At 44.1% G+C, this 19,960-nt stretch carries 13 protein-coding genes and 1 pseudogene; all 14 read left to right on the top strand.

Annotated elements, in window-relative coordinates; translation table 11 throughout:
- Positions 1-12 precede the first annotated feature (12 nt).
- The 14 genes and pseudogenes from ACH59B_RS12925 to ACH59B_RS12860 all read left to right on the top strand — a co-directional run bounded on the left by ACH59B_RS12925 (position 13) and on the right by ACH59B_RS12860 (position 19,960).
- Positions 13-1,764, top strand: a complete 1,752-nt coding sequence (locus ACH59B_RS12925; RefSeq protein WP_404301740.1) for a sensor histidine kinase — start codon at positions 13-15, stop codon at positions 1,762-1,764.
- 185 nt (positions 1,765-1,949) lie between these two features.
- The gene (locus ACH59B_RS12920) at positions 1,950-3,263 is read left to right on the top strand and encodes an ABC transporter substrate-binding protein (RefSeq protein WP_404301738.1); all 1,314 of its coding nucleotides are present in this window, start codon (positions 1,950-1,952) and stop codon (positions 3,261-3,263) included.
- Between the two features lie 62 nt (positions 3,264-3,325).
- On the top strand, positions 3,326-4,261 hold the full coding sequence (locus ACH59B_RS12915; RefSeq protein ID WP_404301736.1) for a carbohydrate ABC transporter permease: 936 nt from the start codon (positions 3,326-3,328) through the stop codon (positions 4,259-4,261).
- A gap of 1 nt (position 4,262) precedes the next feature.
- Positions 4,263-5,099: a carbohydrate ABC transporter permease gene (locus ACH59B_RS12910; protein WP_016820843.1), complete on the top strand. Its 837-nt coding sequence runs from the start codon at positions 4,263-4,265 to the stop codon at positions 5,097-5,099.
- A gap of 55 nt (positions 5,100-5,154) precedes the next feature.
- On the top strand, positions 5,155-6,774 hold the full coding sequence (locus ACH59B_RS12905) for a glycoside hydrolase family 43 protein (RefSeq protein ID WP_126666492.1): 1,620 nt from the start codon (positions 5,155-5,157) through the stop codon (positions 6,772-6,774).
- Positions 6,775-6,854: 80 nt separating this feature from the next.
- Positions 6,855-8,003 carry a glycoside hydrolase family 88 protein gene (locus ACH59B_RS12900; protein ID WP_404301734.1) on the top strand — a complete coding sequence of 383 codons (1,149 nt, stop codon included), beginning with the start codon at positions 6,855-6,857 and terminating at the stop codon, positions 8,001-8,003.
- A 438-nt stretch (positions 8,004-8,441) separates the two neighbouring features.
- Positions 8,442-10,832: a cellulase family glycosylhydrolase gene (locus tag ACH59B_RS12895; protein WP_404301732.1), complete on the top strand. Its 2,391-nt coding sequence runs from the start codon at positions 8,442-8,444 to the stop codon at positions 10,830-10,832.
- Positions 10,833-11,157: 325 nt separating this feature from the next.
- Positions 11,158-12,358: pseudogene (locus ACH59B_RS12890) on the top strand (macrolide family glycosyltransferase).
- Positions 12,359-12,457: 99 nt separating this feature from the next.
- Positions 12,458-12,907, top strand: a complete 450-nt coding sequence (locus ACH59B_RS12885) for an Rrf2 family transcriptional regulator (protein ID WP_016820848.1) — start codon at positions 12,458-12,460, stop codon at positions 12,905-12,907.
- A gap of 270 nt (positions 12,908-13,177) precedes the next feature.
- Positions 13,178-13,837, top strand: a complete 660-nt coding sequence (locus ACH59B_RS12880) for a nitroreductase family protein (RefSeq protein ID WP_016820849.1) — start codon at positions 13,178-13,180, stop codon at positions 13,835-13,837.
- Positions 13,838-13,939: 102 nt separating this feature from the next.
- On the top strand, positions 13,940-14,050 hold the full coding sequence (locus ACH59B_RS12875) for a DUF6254 family protein (RefSeq protein WP_014599788.1): 111 nt from the start codon (positions 13,940-13,942) through the stop codon (positions 14,048-14,050).
- 370 nt (positions 14,051-14,420) lie between these two features.
- Positions 14,421-15,950, top strand: a complete 1,530-nt coding sequence (locus tag ACH59B_RS12870; RefSeq protein WP_123797241.1) for a right-handed parallel beta-helix repeat-containing protein — start codon at positions 14,421-14,423, stop codon at positions 15,948-15,950.
- A gap of 311 nt (positions 15,951-16,261) precedes the next feature.
- Positions 16,262-17,566, top strand: coding sequence for an NtaA/DmoA family FMN-dependent monooxygenase (locus tag ACH59B_RS12865; RefSeq protein WP_404301728.1), 1,305 nt, complete (start codon positions 16,262-16,264; stop codon positions 17,564-17,566).
- 333 nt (positions 17,567-17,899) lie between these two features.
- Entirely contained in the window at positions 17,900-19,960 is a 2,061-nt protein-coding gene (locus ACH59B_RS12860) for a beta-galactosidase (protein WP_404301726.1), read from the top strand.

Below are 19,960 nucleotides of genomic sequence, written 5' to 3'. Positions count from 1 at the left end.
AGGTGCTCCTTCATGCGTTCATGGATACCGATACCTAAAAGCATATTCGTTAAATTCTCTGCTTCTTTTATTTTGGTTGGGCTTATTCCTTTATTCGCACTTAGTTTCTTTTCCGTTCAGATTTTCTCAGGCTATGTAGAGCGATATACAACCAGCAACTTACAGCAAATGGTGATGTACATGAGCTACAATATTAATTCTGCCTTCCAGCAGTACAATGATATTTCCAAGCTTATGTATAACGTTCGTTATGAGGGATTATCAGAAAATATACGTCGGAACCAAACCTATAATGTTAATGAACTAGAGCAGATTAATTCGACTCCTATCGACTCATTTTTGAAAACCGTACTATATAGCGACCCTTATATTACAGGCGCTTATTTTGTGCGGGAAGCCGACGAGAAAATCTATTACCAAGAAAGGGAGAATAGGGGGCTTAGAAGCGAATTCCTCCCTTTCCGTCAGTGGAGAGAGAAAATGAGCAGCCAGCCTTCGAAGGTGGCTATCTTCCCAACTCATCAGGACCAATATTTTCCCGGTGCAAGGCGTGACGTTTTCACTATAGCGCGAAATTTGATCGATACTTCAGGCTCTCTCAAGCATGAACATAAAGTGGTGGGTACGCTGTTTCTGGATATCGATAAGTCTATGTTTAATCGGTTTTTAAGTGAGCTTTACCTTGGAGACCAAGATGAACTGGTACTAATCGATGGCAAGGATGATATTTACTTCGGTCATTTAGATGACAGGTTGAATGAAAAATTATTATTGAATTCTAATATAAATGAAATGCTTGTGTTGCAGGAGGAAATCCCCTTTCTAAACGGTAGGCTGATTGCTGGCATTCATCGCGAGGGGTTGTTTGATCAGCTTTTTTCCGCGAGGGCTACCGTGTATATTGCGATTCTGATCTGCTCGTTAGTGCTGATTATTATGGGTACCTGGTTCTCCCGCCGTCTCGCTTCGCCCATCCAAAATCTGATACAGCAAATGGCTGTCGTGGAATCTGGAAAATTGGACATGAACCTCCCAGTGAACAGCAACGATGAAATGGGCAGATTGACCCAAGGCTTTAACCGGATGGTCGAACGTCTTCAAGCACACATTGATGAGGCCTATGTGGCTCAAATCAAGCAGAAACAGACTGAGCTGAATGCACTAAAAAGCCAAATCAGACCTCATTATCTCTACAATACTTTAGAAGTTATACGGATGAATGCAGTGGATAAGGAGGCTGATGAGGTCGCTGATATGATTCACTCCTTGGCCAATCAATTGAAATACGTCATTGATTACGGTGAAGACCGTGTAATTCTATCCAGAGAGCTTGAACACCTGCATGATTATTTCTATATTATTTCGGTCCGTTATGAGAACAGATATACACTCCGCTGCGATATATCACAGGAAGTTCAAATGGATTGGCCGATCTTAAAATTATCTTTGCAGCCAATCGTAGAAAACGCAATCCAGCACGGGCTACGAATGAAGAAAAGAGGTACTGTCGCGATCACTGTGGAAAAGAGGGAAACAAATCTGGCGATAACGATTTACGATGATGGTGTAGGCATGGATAAAGCGACTTTGGCGCGTATAACTGAAATCCTGAATAAGCCTGATGCTCTCAGCAGATCCGTTGGTTTAAAAAATGTGCACGAGCGAGTACGTTCCATGTACGGAGAACAATATGGGCTATCCGTAAGCAGTCATGAAAATATTGGAACGTCTGTGCTGCTCTGTTTTCCTATCCCTGAAAAGTAAAGCCTGCATCAAGAGCGGATGACTCGTCCGTTCTTTTTTCATTCTTAAATTCCCCCCATATGAGGCTTAAAAAAGTTCATACAAGTAAAAACCAGCCAATGTTATTCTAAATAACGAAAGCGCTTACTTATGCCGCAGCCGCTTTCAACAGCTTTTATTACATTAAAGAGGGGGTTTCAGTAGCTATGCTGAAAATGGCAAAATTTACGTTAAGTGCACTAGTGCTTACAACGACGATGTTCTTGGGAGCTTGTAGTGGAAGCAACAGCGATACGAATGGAACGAGGTCTGATCATGAGGGAGAGAAAGTGAGCTTTACCATCGGATATGCCTCAGGAGATCCGGCTGCTAAAAAAGCGATAGCCGATACCATCCAAAGATTCATGAAGGCCAATCCTGATATTAAAGTAAAGGATTACAGTGAAAACTCCAGCAGCTCCTACCTCGATTGGCTGAAAACGAAGGATGCGGTTGGCGAGTTTCCTGATCTGGTAGAGATGCGGGATACAGAGGTCTTTGCTGATGCGGGTAAAATCGTTGAACTGCCTTCAGACTTAGTGCAGTTGCTAGATTCACCTCCGGCAGTAGAAGGTAAAGTGTGGAATGCGCCTTTATCTATGAATGCACCCCAAGGCATTATCTACAGCAAAAAAGCATATGCGGATGCAGGGATCACTGAGCTTCCTAAAACGTATGACGAGTTCATTGCCATCCAAGAAAAATTGAAGGCTTCCGGAATGACTCCGCTTGTGGTTGGTGGAAAAGACATTTTTCATATGGGATTTTGGGTAAACAAGTTTCTTATTGATGATGTGTATTCAAAAGATCCAAACTGGAATTCCAAGAAAACAGCCAAGAAAGTCAGCTTTACGGATGAAAATGTCGTACAGGCGATGACGGATTATAAAGAACTGTTCAAAAATTATGTGGATAAAGGTTGGCTTAGTACTCCTGACAATCAAACGGCTTCCTTTCTGATTACAGGCAAAGCCGCTCAACTATACTCTGGGACCTGGATGTTTTCACAAATCGAAGAAGCTGACCCGAACTTTGAATACGGCTTCTATGCGGTGCCTGACCGCAACGGCAAAGTGAATATTATAGGGCTTCCATCGCCTGCCGGATGGTCCTTGTCCGCTGAAGTAGCCAAGGACCCTGAGAAAACAGAAGCGATCAAAAAATTTATTCGTTTTTTCTTCGAGCCAGAGCAATATTCGCAGTATCTTGCGAGCATTAACGGAATTCCGTCTACGAAAGAGAAAGTCAAGTATAAGACCGGGGAAGCCATGCAGGTGGCTCTTGATCTGATGAACGACCCGAATGTTACAAAGTCTTTGGCTATTAATAACTGGTGGGGAGAAAACTTGATACAGCCTCAGTTCCGCAACTGGTTCTACAAAAAGCTGCAGGAGATGGTCGTGAACGACGGAGATGTCAAGACTTATATGCAGCAGGTGGACACAGAATATGACAATCAGGTGAAGGCGAATTCGATGTGAAATAAAACCTTTGGAGGAATCAGCTCCTAAGTGGTTCCTCTTTATAGGAAGGAATGGATTGTATGAGAGCACCCACAGCATCAACAGGAGGGCGCATTGCTACAGCGACAGCTCACCTAAAAAAGAAAAAGCAGCACCCCTTTGCCATAATATTTATACTTCCATCATTGATACTGTACACCTTGTTTGTTATCGTTCCTACCCTTGGCAGTGTTTATCTCAGCTTTACCTCTTGGAATGGAATAAGCGAGGATATCCGATTTATTGGCTTCGCAAATTTTGTTGAGATATGGAATAGTCCCCGGGTTCATAATGCGCTTAAGAACACACTCATCATGACCATAAGTCTAGTCATTCTGGAAAACATAGCGGCGATTGCCATGGCCCTGATGGTTGATAGGATAAGGTGGTTCAAAAATTTATTTCGCAGTATTTTTTATTTTCCCACTTTGCTTAGCGGGATCGTTATGGGCTTCGTATGGGCGATGATCCTTAATTATAATTTTGGCGTTGTAAATAAAATCCTAGACACAGTCGGACTTGGAAGCTGGGCTGTCGATTGGTTGGGAGACCCCAAATACGCAATGCTGTCCATCATTCTGTCCACGGTCTGGAAAGGTGCTGGTTATTACATGATCATCTATCTGGCAGGGCTACAGGGAATCCCAGCAGACCTGTCCGAAGCCGCAAGCATTGATGGAGCGAATGGCTGGCAGCAGTTCCGTTTTATTACCTTTCCGCTGCTTGCTGGCTCTATGACCGTATGTATGGTGCTTTCCATGATCAGTGCACTAAAAATATTCGATCAAATTGCTGTTATGACGGATGGGGGACCCGGCTTTGCGACTGAAACGTTGACCTACATTATTTACAAGGTAGGCTTTGGCGAATTGAGACAGGGCTTCGGCACTGCGCTTGCTATAGTATTGTTTGTCATTATATTGATCATTACCATTATTCAAGTGAAAATTCTCCGAAAAAGGGAGGTGCAGTATTGATATGAGCATGCAAGCACGCCAAAAAATAGGCGAAGTGATCCTGTTCGTGGTTACTCTGCTAGTAGCGGTCGTATTCTTTTTTCCGATTCTATTTAACCTAATGTCTGCCTTCAAAAGCAATGGTGAAATTATGCGCGATGCTCTGTCATTTCCGACCTCACTGTATCTAGGCAATTTCAAATATTTGTTGACTGAGACTGAGTTCCCAAAAGCAATTGTCAATAGTTTGATCTTGACCGTTGTTTCAATCGTTATGCAAATCTTGATTATTCCGATGGCAGGGTATGCGATTGAAAGAAGAAACGCCAAATGGACCCATTTCGTGTTCCTTTATTTTCTTGCCGGGATGATGATTCCTTTTCAGGCTTACATGATTCCGTTATTCAAAGAGCTTAAAATCCTTGGCCTTTACGGAAGTCTAGCAGGACCGATTTTTATTTATATCGCAGGCGCTGTGGGCTTCGGATGTTTGCTCTACACAAGCTTTGTAAAAGGGATTCCTAAGGAAATTGAAGAAGCAGCAGAGATTGACGGCTGTAGCAGGTACACTATTTTCTGGAGAATTGTATTTCCGTTGTTAGGTCCGGTTACGGCTAGTATGGTCGTATTGAACGGGCTTGGCATCTGGAACGATTTTCTCTTGCCAATGCTAGTACTTCCATCCGGTGAACCCAAAACGATGGTTGTAGAAATTTATCGATATATCGGGGAGTTTTCGTCAAGATGGGATATGATTTTTGCCGGAACCGCCTTGTCCGTTGTTCCTGTGCTTATTGCATTCGTTTTTATGCAAAAGTTCTTCATTAAAGGAATTTCGTCAGGGGCCACAAAAGGATGAAAAATCCTTCTTCCTTCCATTTAACAAATTACTCTACAGGAGGTTCTCCTTAGACATGAACAAAATTGTTAACCCTGTTCTGGTTGGCTTTCATCCTGACCCCTCTCTGATCCGAGTCGGGGATGACTACTATATGGCTACTTCTACTTTTGAGTGGTTTCCTGGTGTGGAAATCCACCATTCTCGGGACTTGATTCATTGGAGGCTGACAGCCAGAGCTCTTACAGAATCCTCTCAAGTTAATTTAAGAGGCAATGTCGCATCCGGATCAATCTGGGCGCCTGCAATTTCCTATCATGATGGTTTATTTTATTTGTTATTTACGGATGTAAAATCGCGCAGCAGAGTGTATAAGGACCTGCATAACTATATCATTTGTTCGAAAAGCATTGAGGGTCCTTGGAGCCAACCGGTAAGACTGAATGGTAGCGGTTTTGATCCATTTCTGTTCCATGACGATGACGGACGCAAGTGGCTGCTCAATATGCGTTGGGACTTCAGAAAAAATCACAACAACTTTTCAGGTATTATCATGCAGGAATATGATGCAAAGTCTCAATCCCTGATTGGACCAATACACGAAATTTATAAGGGCACGCCAGTAGGCGTTACAGAAGGACCCCAGTTGTATAAACGAGGAGAGTTCTACTATTTATTAACCGCAGAGGGCGGAACAGGGGTCCAGCACATGGTAACTCTTGCGCGCAGCCGCAACCTGACCGGACCTTATGAAACTGACCCCCATTTTCCGCTCATGACCACGGCGCACGATCCAACATACCCATTGCAGCAGGCGGGTCATGGGACGCTGGTCGAAACGCAGCACGGGGAGTGGTACATGGCCCATCTGTGTACCAGGCCTTTTTCTGACATTTCTTTAATGAATCCGCTCGGCAGGGAAACAGCGATTCAGAAGTGTATATGGACCGAAGATGGCTGGCTACGTCTGAGCCAAGGCGGCAAATTACCGGCTCTGGAGACAGAAGCTCCGAACCTGCCAAGCCATCCTTTTCCAGCAGAAGAACCTAGAGACCACTTTGACAGGGAGGACATTGGCCTTGCGTATCAAAGTCTGCGTGTCCCATTCGATCCCTCATGGGTTAGCCTGACCGACAGACCCGGATTCTTGCGCTTACGCGGAAGAGAATCGCTTGCGTCTTTACATGATCAAAGCATGGTTGCCCGCCCAATCCAGCATTTCCATTGCTCGGTGGAGACCTGCATGGAATTTAAGCCGGAAAGCTTTTATGAAATGGCCGGTTTGGTTTGCTACTACGATGATGGAGATTACTACTATTTACGAGTGACTGGCGACGAAATCCGTGGAGTTACGCTAGGTGTAATCCTATCTAAGGCAGGCAAATATGATGAGATTTCGACAATGCAGCTTTCAGTAGTAGATTGGAAGCAATACTATTTGAAAGCCGTAATTCATGGACGGGATTTGATATTCTATGCATCTCCTGACGGGCAGGAGTGGACTGCCGTATGTAATCCACAGGACTTTGGCACACTGTCAGACGAATATGGAGGCAAACTCGGATTTACAGGAGCTTTTGTCGGAATCTGTGTCCAAGATCTGGATAGGCAGAGCAAGGAGGCCTGGTTTGACTATTTTGAATATCTTCCTCTGGAAAGTCTTTTAGACCATACTTCTCCGCAGAAAGAGAAATAGAGGGTTACGCCCATGTTTGGTTATTTTCGTGACAGGCTGGGGTTGTCTTCATATTAGAGAATAAAGAAGGGACGAAATTTATGCTTACTTTAGATAGCACAACCGTTTGGGTTAACGAGATCGTAGACCAAATCATCGCTAAGATGGAGTGGCTCAGCGAAAAATCAAGAAACAAAATTCCGTATACAACAATCGATGGTGAACATGATGACCGATCGGTCTGCAATCCTACCCATACGGAAGCGGATGGAATAAATTGGTGGACCAACGGATTCTGGGGGGGAATGCTGTGGCAGATGTATCATGCAACAGGCAATCCGAAATACAAGGACGTTGCTGAAATCTCTGAGCAGAAACTGGATGCCTGCTTTCATAATTATTATGGTCTGCATCATGATGTAGGCTTCATGTGGCTCCCCACGAGTGTGGCTAACTTTAAACTCACCCAAAATCCAGTATCCCGCAAACGGGCAATGCACGCGGCAAACCTACTTGCAGGTCGCTACAATCTGGCAGGGGAATTCATCCGAGCCTGGAACGACCTAGAAGGCGAAGATACCAGAGGCTGGGCCATCATTGACTGCATGTTGAACATTCCGCTCTTGTACTGGGCTTCCGAAGAAACCGGCGATCCTCGTTTTCGGCAGATTGCTGTGAAGCATGCGGACATGACCATGAATGCTTTTGTGAGAGCAGATGGGTCCGTCAACCATATTGTCGAATTGGATCCAATTGTAGGCGGAGTGGTAAAAAGCTATGGCGGACAGGGGTACGAGGAAGGATCTTCATGGACGCGGGGGCAAAGCTGGGCATTGTATGGGTTCATGATGAGCTATAACCATACGCAAAAAGAAGAGTATTTGGATACGGCAAAGAGGGTTGCCCATTACTTTATCGCCAATATTCCTGAAAATGGGGTTATTCCAGTCGATTTCAGACAGCCCAAAGAACCGGCGCTTGAGGATTCGACGGCTGCAGCCATTGCCGCCTGTGGTCTGATCGAGATTGCCAAAGTGGTCGGGTTGCATGAGAAGGATATGTACTTGCGAGCAGCGATAAAACTGCTGCAGGCGCTACATGTCGACTGGACGACTAGCTGTGACTGCATCCTTAAGAACGGCTCTGCCTCATACCATGCCACTACTCATCATCAATCCATCATTTATGGCGATTATTTTTTCATAGAGGCTATGTTCAAGCTCAAGGGGAGCGATTTATATTTCTGGTAAACAAGATTACCACCCTGAGAATATCGAGTTTAATCGACAACTATATAAATATAACAAAACTAGACAAGACAACTGTTGAGAGAAAGTTGTCTTGTTTTGCACTTTTAGGACCCATACCATGGAGTTAGGAAAACAGATTTTAAAACTTTTTAATCATCAAGGCATAGTACTGGAAAACAAAAATATATATGCTTTAGGTCGCTTTGATAAAATTTCATCGCTGGGAATGATACAGAAAATCTATTAAAGCGAATAATTTTTTAGTTGTAAAAGAAAGCGTTTACTTAAGGGTTGTTCCACGTTTGTTTGTTTTTGTCCCAATTTTGAACGGAAAGGAGAAGACTTTGCCATGCCTCAAGGATGGAGATTGGAATTGAAATCTATGAGAAGCAGGGGTAACCAATTAGCTGTTTATTATGCTCAATAGGAGGTTTGGGAATGAAAAAAACCATAACATGCTTGATTTTGTTTGGACTGCTTATGAGTATGTTGCCGATCAAAAATGTGAGCGCTTCCGAAAGCTCTAAGCTTACCCAATCTGCAACCTCAAGCTCCATCGAAGATGCGAGTAAAGCGGCTGATTTTGCGATTGACGGCGACCCACTAACTAGATGGTCCTCACAATATTCAGATCCGCAGTGGATAAGTGTAGATCTCGGTAGCACCACCAAAATCAATGGCGTTACGCTTAACTGGGAAGCCGCATACGCGAAGTCCTACCAAGTTCAGACATCGACGGATGATGATCATTGGACTACCGTCTATTCCACCACGACTGGAGATGGAGGAATCGATAAGATATCTTTCGAAGCAACAGACGCTAGATATGTAAAAATGAGCGGCATTGAAAGAGCTACCAGCTACGGATATTCCCTTTGGGAATTTGAAGTGCATTCAGCTGACCAGCCGGAGGATAACTCACCTCCAACAGCGCCCTCCAACCTGGCTAGTTCCTCTGTATCGGATACGACAGTAAGCTTGCAGTGGACGGAATCTAGAGACAATGTAGGTGTTTCAGGCTACGACATCTACAAAGGATCAGACCTCGTAGGTTCCAGTGCGTCGACATCCTTCATCGTTACCGGCTTAACAGCCAACATGGCGTACAGCTTTTACGTGAAAGCTAGAGATGCCGCAGGTAACGTGTCAGATACAAGCAATGTGATTGATGTTACCACCACCACAGCTAACACAAATATTGTTTCAGGTGAAACATATAAACTAACGGCACAGCATAGCGGCAAAAATCTGGAAGCAGGAGACTCAACTGCCGATGGAGCGAAGGTGCAGCAGTGGACGGACAGCGGCAGCGCTCGGCAGAGATGGAAAGTCATTGACGTTGGCAACGGATATTATAAATTGATTGTACAATCCAGCGGTAAAGCATTAACAGTAGCCGGAGGCTCCTCAGAAGATGGTGCTAGTGTACAGCAATGGACAGACAGCGATTTAACTAATCAAAAATGGAAAATGATTGACGTCGGCGATGGATATTATAAGCTGCTTGTACAATCTAGCGGTAAAGCGCTGGATGTAATCGGGGGTTATACTAATGACGGGGCAAATGTGCAGCAATGGACGGATAACGGAAATGATCAGCAGAAGTGGAAGTTTACGCTTGTTGACTCAACCCCTGATACGACGGCACCAACAGCACCAACAAATCTGAAAAGCTACTCCAAAACAAATACTTCGGTAAGTCTTGTATGGACCGCATCAACAGACGATGTAGATGTTACCAGCTACGATGTGTATAATGGAACAACATTAGTCGATTCAACAACCACGACAAGTTATACGGTGACGGGACTTACCGCTAATACAGCATACAGCTTCACTGTAAAAGCCAGGGATGCAGCAGGAAATATTTCAGCAGCAAGTAATATCATAAAAGTTACGACGAATTCTACAACTGAGAATACAGGTTTTTATATTAACGGAACAACGCTCTACGATGCCAAGGGAAATCCGTTTGTGATGAGGGGAATCAATCACGCTTATACCTGGTATAAGGGACAAGAGTCTGTAGCGATCCCTGCCATTGCGAAAACGGAAGCGAATACTATTAGAATCGTACTGTCAGATGGTCAGCAATGGACGAAAGATGATCTGTCAGCGATACAAAATTTAATCACATTATCAGAGCAAAACAAATTGGTCGTTGTTCTTGAAGTCCATGATGGCACAGGGTCTGACAGCGCTGCTGTATTGGATAATATCGCTAATTACTGGATTGAAATGAAAAGCGCACTCATTGGGAAAGAAAGCACCGTCATCCTCAATATCGCGAACGAATGGTATGGAACCTGGGATGGAGGAGGCTGGGCGCAAGGTTATAAGTCTGTTATTCCTAAGCTCAGAAATGCTGGCATCAAAAATACAATTATTGTTGACGGTGCAGGATGGGGGCAGTACCCGCAATCTATTTTTGACTACGGAACAGAAGTCTTTGATGCAGATCCACTTAAAAATACGATGTTCTCCATTCATATGTACGAATATGCCGGCGGAAATGCCGCCACAGTAAAGAGCAATATGGATAATGTACTGAATAAAAACCTGGCTCTGCTGATTGGAGAATTTGGTATTAAGCATACAAGCGGTGATGTGGATGAGGCTACCATTATGAGTTACGCTGAGCAAAAGGGCGTAGGTTATCTTGCATGGTCTTGGAAAGGAAACAGCCCGGGTCTTGATTATCTGGATATGGCCACTGACTGGCAAGGATCCAGCCTTACGGAACAAGGTCGTATTATCATTGAAGGCCCTAATGGTATTAGGGCGACATCAAGATTAAGCACGGTTTATAGCGATTCAGCCAACAAATAGTCATCCAGTAAACCATGAGTATTTAACGTTATCCAACAGTGTCCAGCATGAAAACAAGTCTTTGCTGTATGCAAAGCCGCCAACTTGGCGGCTTTTTTTGTTGCAGAGTAAGAATATACATCGAATCAATTCAAATGTCGTCTTACAACCTACTAACTTAAAAGAATAATAAACAAGTTATGGAGACGGAGACGATTGAAAGTATATTAACTTGAGAAAGCAGCTACAATGTTCATTAGAGAAGCAGCACCCTGAAATTCAGAGAACATGTTAGAATCAGAAACGGATAATTTTACTGAAGAAAATGAACTAAGGAGCGGTTGAAATGGCGCGTGTTTTATTTATTAATGGTGGATCAGAGGGACATATCAATCCAACCATTGGAGTTGTACAGGAGCTTATTTCGCGCGGAGAAGAGGTAGTGTACTTTTCTATAGAAGCCTTTCGGGAGCGTATCGAGAGGACGGGAGCTTCAGTACGAACATTTGACGATCAAAAATTTATAAAAGCTTTTATCTCAGGTGGAAGAGATTATTTGCTGGAAAGAATTAACGGTCTTTTACTTACGGCAGATATCATCATTCCAAGCGTTCTCGAACAGATCAAAGGAGAGCATTTTGATTATATCATCCATGATTCCATGTTTGGGTGTGGACGTATACTTGCTCAAATTCTTAAGCTTCCTGCAATCAATTCTTGTACTTCTTTCGCCCAGACAAAAGAATCATTCAATCATATTATGGAACAATTCTCCATTAATGTCCCTAAAGATATAGTTAAACCTATAAATGATAAATTTCAAAACCTGACGGCAATGGTAAAGGAGAAATATGGAGTGGAGATCCATTCACCTTACGAAGTGTTTTGTAATCCTGCACCACTTACAATCGTATATACAACAAGAGAGTTTCAACCTTATGGAGAAGCATTCGACCAAACTTATAAATTTGTAGGTCCATCCATCTCTTCACGATTAACGCAAGAAAGCTTCGATTTTACTGCAATCAAGGAAAAAAAACCAATTTACATCTCATTGGGTACAGTCTTTAACCGAGCAATTGACTTCTATAAGCTTTGTATTGAGGCATTTGGGAACACGGATCATACGGTTGTCATGTCGATTGGGAATAGAACCCAAGTTTCCGATTTAGGGGAAGTTCCTGAAAACTTCATCGTAAAAAATGATGTACCACAAACGGATATCTTGCAACACACTAAATTATTTATTACACATGGTGGAATGAACAGTACCCACGAAGGTCTATATTACGGGGTTCCGCTGATTATAATCCCGCAAAGCGCGGATCAACCGATCATCGCAGGACAAGTCGCCAATATGGGAGCAGGTATTAAGTTACAAATGGAAAGCTTGACTGCAAATCAATTGCGTGAAGCCGCAGATCATGTGTTAAGCCTCCCATTCAAAAAAGCTGTTGCACATATGAGAGAATCTTTTCAAAAAACTGGTGGAGTATCACCAAGCTGTTAATGAGATTTTCGCATTTAAAGGTCAATATCATATTTAAATATATATTGGATGTAAGCTCGTCTATTGCAGCATATTAGGGAATTCGGTAGAATTTACTCATACTACTTATGAGTAAGCTGGAAGGAGAGAGTAAAGGTTGAAGCAGGAGTATTGTACGCCGACTCAGCACCCAAAGTGGTTTGGACTGGCTGTTCAAGCACTTGTTATATTGTCGCAGGAAGACAAAAGCATAGCTTGTCCAAGTATTGAACTCGCCAAATATCTTCAGTCGGAGCCTTCTTTGCTGCGCCGCATACTTTCCGTTCTCGCAAAGGAAGGGTTTATCGGGACCCGGGAAGGCCGTGACGGCGGGTACCACCTTAGGAAACCGGCAGAATCTATACAACTGGTTGATGTATACGATGTATTTCGTTCAGGCAGCAGGCTTTCCTTCGGTATTACCGAGACAGCTGGCACGCATCCGCTCGGTAAATGTATGAAATCTACGCTTGAGGATATTACTCAAGAAATGGACGACAGCATACGCGGAGTATTAAGCAAGTACACAATTGCAGATCTCGCCAACCAACTGGAAGCCAAGCTTTAGATGGACCTGGAAAAAGACGGTTGACAGCGGCTTGCTTAGATTTTATACTGTGCAATATAAACCACAGTTAAATGCAAGCCGCGCGCAGCGTTAATTTTTAAGGTTATCTGTGTGATAATGAACACAGTTATGTCTGTGCGCAGAAGCGTAAATATTTTGGATTTTTCAAGGTACTTCGTTTTAGTAGGAATTCAAGCTCTGACTAGCCGCAAAGTCTGAATTTAACTGTGCTGAATAAAAAACAGTATTTATTTAAAAGGAGGATTCATAATGTCAACTTCAACTCATACTGGCCAGAGCTCCGCCTTGTTCGCCGATGTCATCCGCGAGCGCCGCTCTGTGCGTCATTACGACAAATCGGTTCGTCTATCTCACGAGGAAATTAAGGATATTCTGAAAGAAGCGTCGCTTGCACCTTCTTCGAGTAATGTTCAGCCCTGGCGCTTCTTGGTTATTGAAACAGAGGAATTGAAAGCAAAACTGCAGCCAATCGCCTATAATCAATCCCAGGTTACTGAGGCTGCAGCGGTGATCGTTGTGCTTGGTGATACGGAAGGATATAAGAAGCTCGATGAAGTTTTCGGCGAAGCAGTAAAACATGGCTATATAGCGGAAGATACCGCTAAATCGTTCGTAGAAAGATCGATTCATACGTATGCTTCGTTACCAGAGGAAAGCCTTCACAAAGTCATTCATATCGATGGTGGTATTGTATCCCAGCAGCTCATGCTGGTTGCACGTGCTCACGGCTACGATACGGTCGCGATGGGTGGCTATAATGCGGCCGAGCTTAAGCAAGCGTTCGGTATTAGAGACCGCTACATTCCAATCATGCTGATTGCACTCGGTAAAGCGGCACAACCGGGTCATCAGACAACTCGGCTGCCGATAGACGACATCACATTCTTTAACGAGATGCCCGCTAACTAAAAACAAAACCCAACGAATTTAATTTTATGAATGAATAGAGACGAGAAATGACAACTTAAGGAAGTAGTATACATTCACAATTTCCAAAGGAGGATATCTGTTATGGCTCACCAGAAGAGAAGGAAAGAAGCTGCATGGAAGTCACGAAAGCAAGAACAGCATCCCCATGGTAAAATCAAATCGCTCAAGGAATTGTCCAGCGAACAGGATTGAGGAGTATACTACTTGGAAAAGAAGGGCTGTCGATGAATTTATCGGCAGTCTTCCCATGGTGTGTGATCATAAAGGCCCTTCATACAGGCGGCATCCAATATGTTTTATTTCAGTGGTCAGTGTTATTGGAGGCATTAAGTTAGCTATTCACCCCTGAAAATATACATATATTTTCAGGGGTGTTTTTATTAGGTTTTCTTTGTCAAAGCGAAAAATTACTGCAATTCACCAATGCGTGTGGGGTACTGTCGGCCCTTTTACGGAAAGCTTACCGACGGACGGTAGAGGACGTTCTTCGCTTGCAAGAAGCCGTAAACTGATGATAACGTTAATTTGACGAAAGCTAAATTAGGATGGGAGTTGAAAATTCTTGAAGAAACTCGGTAAATTTTTGCTTGTAGGTTTAAGCTTGGGGTTGGGCCTTGCAATCGGTAATCTACTGACTCCTGCCGCCTCTGCCGCTAGTACCGAATATTATGTGTCGACAATTGGTAGCGATTCCAACGCGGGAACAAGCGACGCGCCGTGGAAAACGCTCCAGCATGCGGCTGACACAGTCTCTCCAGGCAGCAAGGTCTATGTCCGAGGCGGTGTTTACAAGGAGAAACTGAAAATCACCCGCTCTGGCTCCGCCTCGCAAGGCCCCATCGTGTTCGCAAGCTATGGCAACGAAACCGCCATTGTTGACGGAACAGGCCTATCGGTCAGCGGGAACGAGGGGTTAATCGAATTGGCCGATGTCAATTACGTTACCATCCAGGGGTTTGAAATCCGCAATTTTACCACAGCTTCCAAGAACGCAGTGCCTACAGGCATTTACGTTCACGGTGCAGGGAGCTTCATCAATCTGTCCGATAACAAAATCCACGACATCAAAAACACGGCCACCCCAACCGGAAAGGACCGGCTGGGACGGGACGCTCACGGCATCGCTGTTTATGGCACGAAAGCTCCTGCATCGATTCACAACCTTACAATCAGCGGCAATGAACTATACAATCTCGTGCTCGGCTCCAGCGAATCGCTTGTTTTAAACGGTAATGTGAACGGCTTTGCAGTGACCAGCAACCTCATTCACGATAACGACAACATAGGAATCGATCTGATCGGCTTTGAAGGAACCGCACCGAATACTGCTTACGATCAAGTGCGAAACGGGTTGGTAAAGGGCAACCGAGTGTACAATAATTCGGTTCGAAATAACCCATCCTACAAGAGCGATGACAACTCGGCCGGCGGCATTTATGTAGATGGGGGCAAGGACAACATTATTGAGCAGAACTACAGCTATAACAATGACATCGGTGTCGAAATAGCCTCCGAGCATGCCGGCAAAGCCACCAGCAATATTACGGTCCGCAGTAACGTGATATATAACAACCGATTGACCGGCATTGCTATGGGCGGCTATGATGACGAACGTGGCTCAACGGTAAACAGCAAGATCGTGAACAATACGCTGTACAAGAACGATACATTGGACGATGGAAGCGGCCAGCTTTTAGTTCAGTATGATACACGAAACAACGTGATTAAGAACAATATTTTCGTAGCGAGTTCGACTGATGTGTTGATCTACAATGGATATACCCAAAATTCTGGAAATGTTGTTGATTATAATTTATATTTTGCACCTGGTGGCAGTTCGGGGGCCAACTGGACCTGGAAAGATAAAGAATATACGGGATTCGCCACGTACAAATCGGGAACGGGTAACGATGCGCATTCTCTGTTTGTCGATCCTAAATTCGTGAATGCCACGAATGGCGACTTCCATTTGCAGCCCTCGTCACCAGCGATCGATTCAGGATCAACGGATAACACCATCATCGGAACCGAGGATATCGACGGGGAGCCCCGCGTGAAAGGGAAGGCCGTGAATATCGGTGCAGATGAGTGAAACAAAACTAGACTCAAATGAATAGCTGATTTATCCCAAAAGCCCTCTAGGTTCGAGGGCTTTTGTCTTTATACATATAACATTCATAATTTGTATATTTGCAATTTTTGTAGTTCTTGATACACTGTAATTGATAATGAGAATCATTATTGATTAATTGAAAGGTCACTTTATGATCACCGAGCGCTTGTTGCTATGGAGAGGCATTCGTCCTGGATGTTAACTCGGTTGGCTTTGCCTACTTGAGCATACACTGATCGGAACATTTCCTAGGGGCAACATTATTTTTCTATAGAGAAAGGTTGATAGTATTGGCTGCAAATAGACAATTATGTATTGGGTTATCCTTATCTGCAACATGGATGAAAGGAGACGGTTGGCGGCGCTCAGACAGCGGTGTGGAAAAGATGGGGGCCATTGACTATTACATTGATTTGGCGAAAATGGCGGAGAAGGCAAAGCTCGATTTTCTTTTCAAGGCGGATTATCTGTATGTTAGCCCACAGATGCTGGGCGATTCCGCTAATTTTGGTAGTCCTGACCCTACAATGATGTTTGCGGCGATTGCTCGTGAAACCGAGCGAATTGGATTAGTGACAACAATTTCCACTACGTTCAATCCGCCGTATGTTGTCGCAAGGCAGCTTCAGTCGTTACACTGGCTCAGCAACGGACGTGCTGGCTGGAATATCGTGACTTCGATTGAAGGGGCAGAAAATTTCGGTGATTCGCCTATGCCTTCACCGCAAGAAAGATATGCGAAAGCCATGGAATTTACTGACGTCGTTCGCAAGCTCTGGGAAAGTTTCCCGAACGAAGCAATTGTGATTGATCGGGAGTCAGGCATTTTTTCTGATAAGGATAAGGTTACTTCAATCCATCATTCAGGTGATTTTTTCAGTGTCCGGGGGCCGCTTACTTTGCCTGCCCATACATCGGGGTCCATTCCTTTATTTCAAGCAGGCGCGACAGATACAGGGCGAAATTTTGCCTCTTCAATAGCGGATGCTATCTTTGCGGCGATGCCGGATCTTGAGTCCGGCGTGGAATTACGAACCGATCTGAGAAGAAGAGCCAAGGAACATGGACGCGATCCGAACGCCATCAAAGTTTTGCCAGGATTGTATTTTTTCTTGGCTGAAACTCGCGAGGAAGCGCATGAATTGCATAAGTCTGCACATGCTCATTTGAGTGTGGAGCGCAGACATGCATCGCTCAAGTCAGTACTTGGCCTTGATTTAAGCAGCTTTGAGTTGGATCATTGCGTAACTGCCGATATGCTTCCCGATCCAAATCAGCCAGTCCGCAGCCGGACACATGCTGAGCTTTTGCGCCGGTATATTACGAAGTATGAGCCTACAGTGGAAGAGGTATTGGCAAGACCTGAGGTCGTTGGTTCTGCACATTGGGTCTCCGTTGGAACGGTTGATGACGTATTGAACGAGATTGTTCAGCGGTTTGAGGCTGGGGCTATTGACGGATTTATAGCTCTTCCGGGCGGTTCAGAAGAATCTATGAAAATATTCTTTGAAAAACTGATGCCGCAGTTGGTTGAAAGAGGTTTGTTCAGAAGCGAATACGCAGGTTCTACACTGAGGGCACATTTAGCTATTTAACCTCTAATACTATCGAGGAACGAGAACATTAAAAGTCGCTATTTTGTGGCTTTTTTTTGTTTTAACGGTACAAGCTCTTGATCAAATCGAGGTCAAAATTTGTGTCTATTGCCGGAGAGGGATTTTTTGTAGAGAAAACTGGGAATCGATCAAAACTATTTGGAGAAATTAAAATTAGAGGCTATTAAACTAGTTTTTGAAGAGAATATAGCCTATCGAAAAAAAGGAGGACCAATACCAAGTTTCAGTGCAGATTAAAGATATGCGCATTCAAGAGCAATCCAAAAAAAAACAATTGTTAGTTAAATGAAGAAATAAGAGGAGGTAGATTAAATGAGGAAATCAATCCAAATGGATGAATTGACACTAGGCGTTTGTTATTATCCAGAGCATTGGCCGGAGAAGTTATGGGCAGATGACTTCCGTCGAATGCGGGAGATGAACATATCAGTTATTCGCATGGCAGAATTCTCCTGGGCGATGCTTGAGCCTGAAGAAGGCCGATTTGATTTCAGTTTTTTTCACAGGGTAATGGACTTGGCACATAAATATGGATTAAAGGTTATTTTAGGGACACCGACTGCCACGCCGCCAGCTTGGTTAACACACAAGTATCCTGAGGTATTGAACGCAAACATGGATGGCGTGTTATATAGGCACGGTATGCGGCGGCACTACAACTACAGTAGTGAGAAGTACAGAGATTTCTGCTCAATCATCGTGAGGAATATGGTTGAAGCTTACAAAGATCACCCCGCAGTCATTGGTTGGCAGATTGATAATGAACTGAACTGCGAGATGAATGTGTTTTATTCCAAAGCAGACCATATTGCGTTCAGGGAGTGGTTAAAGGGACGGTATGGCTCACTCGACAATTTGAATAAGGCTTGGGGGACAATATTTTGGAGCCAGACTTATACCGATTGGGAACAGATATATCTAACACGGACGATGGTCAACAGTTCACCTAATCCACATCTTGCGTTGGACGAGAAACGTTTTATATCTGCAAATGCGATTTCTTTTGCTAAGATTCAAGCGGAAATCATTCGGAAACTTGCGCCACACCATTGGATCACTACTAACGGAACTTTTGGACATCTGGATAGTCACGAGTTAACGGATAAGCTTCTAGATTTCTTTTCATACGATTCCTATCCCCAATTTTCGACGATATTTCCTGGGGGTGACGAAGACCCGCTTGCAGACCGTGCATGGAGTATGAACTTATCTAACGTCCGATCTATTTCGCCGAATTTCTGCATCATGGAGCAGCAGGCTGGCCCGGGGGGATGGGTTGATCGGATTGAGATGGGTTCGCCTAGACCGGGACAAATTCGGCTGTGGTCGTATCAGTCGGTATTGCACGGAACCGATTTACTAGTCTACTTTCGTTGGCGGACAGCGACAATGGGCACCGAAATTTATTGGCATGGTATTAACGACTATCACAATCAACCAAATCGCAGAGTGCGTGAAGTAGCTCAAGTCGGTGAGGAATTTGCCAAGATCGGCTCCTTGATCGCGGGTACAACATACCAAGCCGAAATCGCCATCATGCAGGATTATGATAATATCTGGGATGGAGAGTTTGACAAATGGCATGGACCTCTTCAGTGGCAGAGTCAGCGATCTTGGTATAAACAGCTTCAATACCGTCATATTCCAGCGGATCTTATTACACTCCGTAAGGAGACCATCATGGAGGATTTGACCAAGTATAAGGTAATTGTGTATCCGCATCCAGCAATCATGACTGATGAAACAGCTGACCTTCTCACAAAATATGTTGAACAAGGCGGGACCATATTCTTTGGCGCGCGTACCGGCTATAAGAACACGAGCGGACAATGCTATATGCGACCATTCCCAGGACCTGTGGCTGAGCTTTGCGGAATAAATATTGAAGATTTCACTTTAATCAAGGGTAGCGTTCTTCCAGCAGAGTTGCATTGGGAGGGCAGCCGGTTACCTTTAGGTACAAAGGCCGTTGGTTTTAATGAAATTCTCAGCGTAAAGAAAACCGAAGTGGACATTGTAGCAACGTACTCAACTGAATATTATAAAGGTGAGCCTGCATTAACAAGACGCATAGTCGGTCTTGGAAAAGCATGGTATTATGGTGCTGCCTATAGCGAACCGGTAGTTGATTCCCTTATAGATGAATTGGGCTTAACTTCCCCGGTTACTGACTGGTTAGATGTACCGAGTGAAGTTGAAGTGGGGATTCGAGCTTCAAACGGAACCTCTTATCTCTTTTTGCTGAATTACTCGGGTAAATCGGTCATCATCACAATGAAGAAGTCGAGTAAAGATCTTTTGACTGATACATGGATAGAAGGCGAGGTTAGTATGCCGCCTTATGGAGTCATCATTTTAGAGTTGTTCGTTTAA

Source organism: Paenibacillus sp. DP01, from assembly GCF_044784315.1.
Lineage (GTDB): Bacteria > Bacillota > Bacilli > Paenibacillales > Paenibacillaceae > Paenibacillus > Paenibacillus polymyxa.
The sequence above is the reverse complement of the archived record's forward strand: the minus strand, read 5'-3'. Positions and strand labels throughout refer to the sequence as shown.

Bases quoted from the DNA above. Each gene is read 5' to 3' on its own strand.
- ACH59B_RS12925 (WP_404301740.1), top strand. From the start codon at position 13: ATGCGTTCATGGATACCGATACCTAAAAGCATATTCGTTAAATTCTCT.
- ACH59B_RS12920 (WP_404301738.1), top strand. From the start codon at position 1,950: ATGCTGAAAATGGCAAAATTTACGTTAAGTGCACTAGTGCTTACAACG.
- ACH59B_RS12915 (WP_404301736.1), top strand. From the start codon at position 3,326: ATGAGAGCACCCACAGCATCAACAGGAGGGCGCATTGCTACAGCGACA.
- ACH59B_RS12910 (WP_016820843.1), top strand. From the start codon at position 4,263: ATGAGCATGCAAGCACGCCAAAAAATAGGCGAAGTGATCCTGTTCGTG.
- ACH59B_RS12905 (WP_126666492.1), top strand. From the start codon at position 5,155: ATGAACAAAATTGTTAACCCTGTTCTGGTTGGCTTTCATCCTGACCCC.
- ACH59B_RS12900 (WP_404301734.1), top strand. From the start codon at position 6,855: ATGCTTACTTTAGATAGCACAACCGTTTGGGTTAACGAGATCGTAGAC.
- ACH59B_RS12895 (WP_404301732.1), top strand. From the start codon at position 8,442: ATGAAAAAAACCATAACATGCTTGATTTTGTTTGGACTGCTTATGAGT.
- ACH59B_RS12880 (WP_016820849.1), top strand. From the start codon at position 13,178: ATGTCAACTTCAACTCATACTGGCCAGAGCTCCGCCTTGTTCGCCGAT.
- ACH59B_RS12875 (WP_014599788.1), top strand. From the start codon at position 13,940: ATGGCTCACCAGAAGAGAAGGAAAGAAGCTGCATGGAAGTCACGAAAG.
- ACH59B_RS12860 (WP_404301726.1), top strand. From the start codon at position 17,900: ATGAGGAAATCAATCCAAATGGATGAATTGACACTAGGCGTTTGTTAT.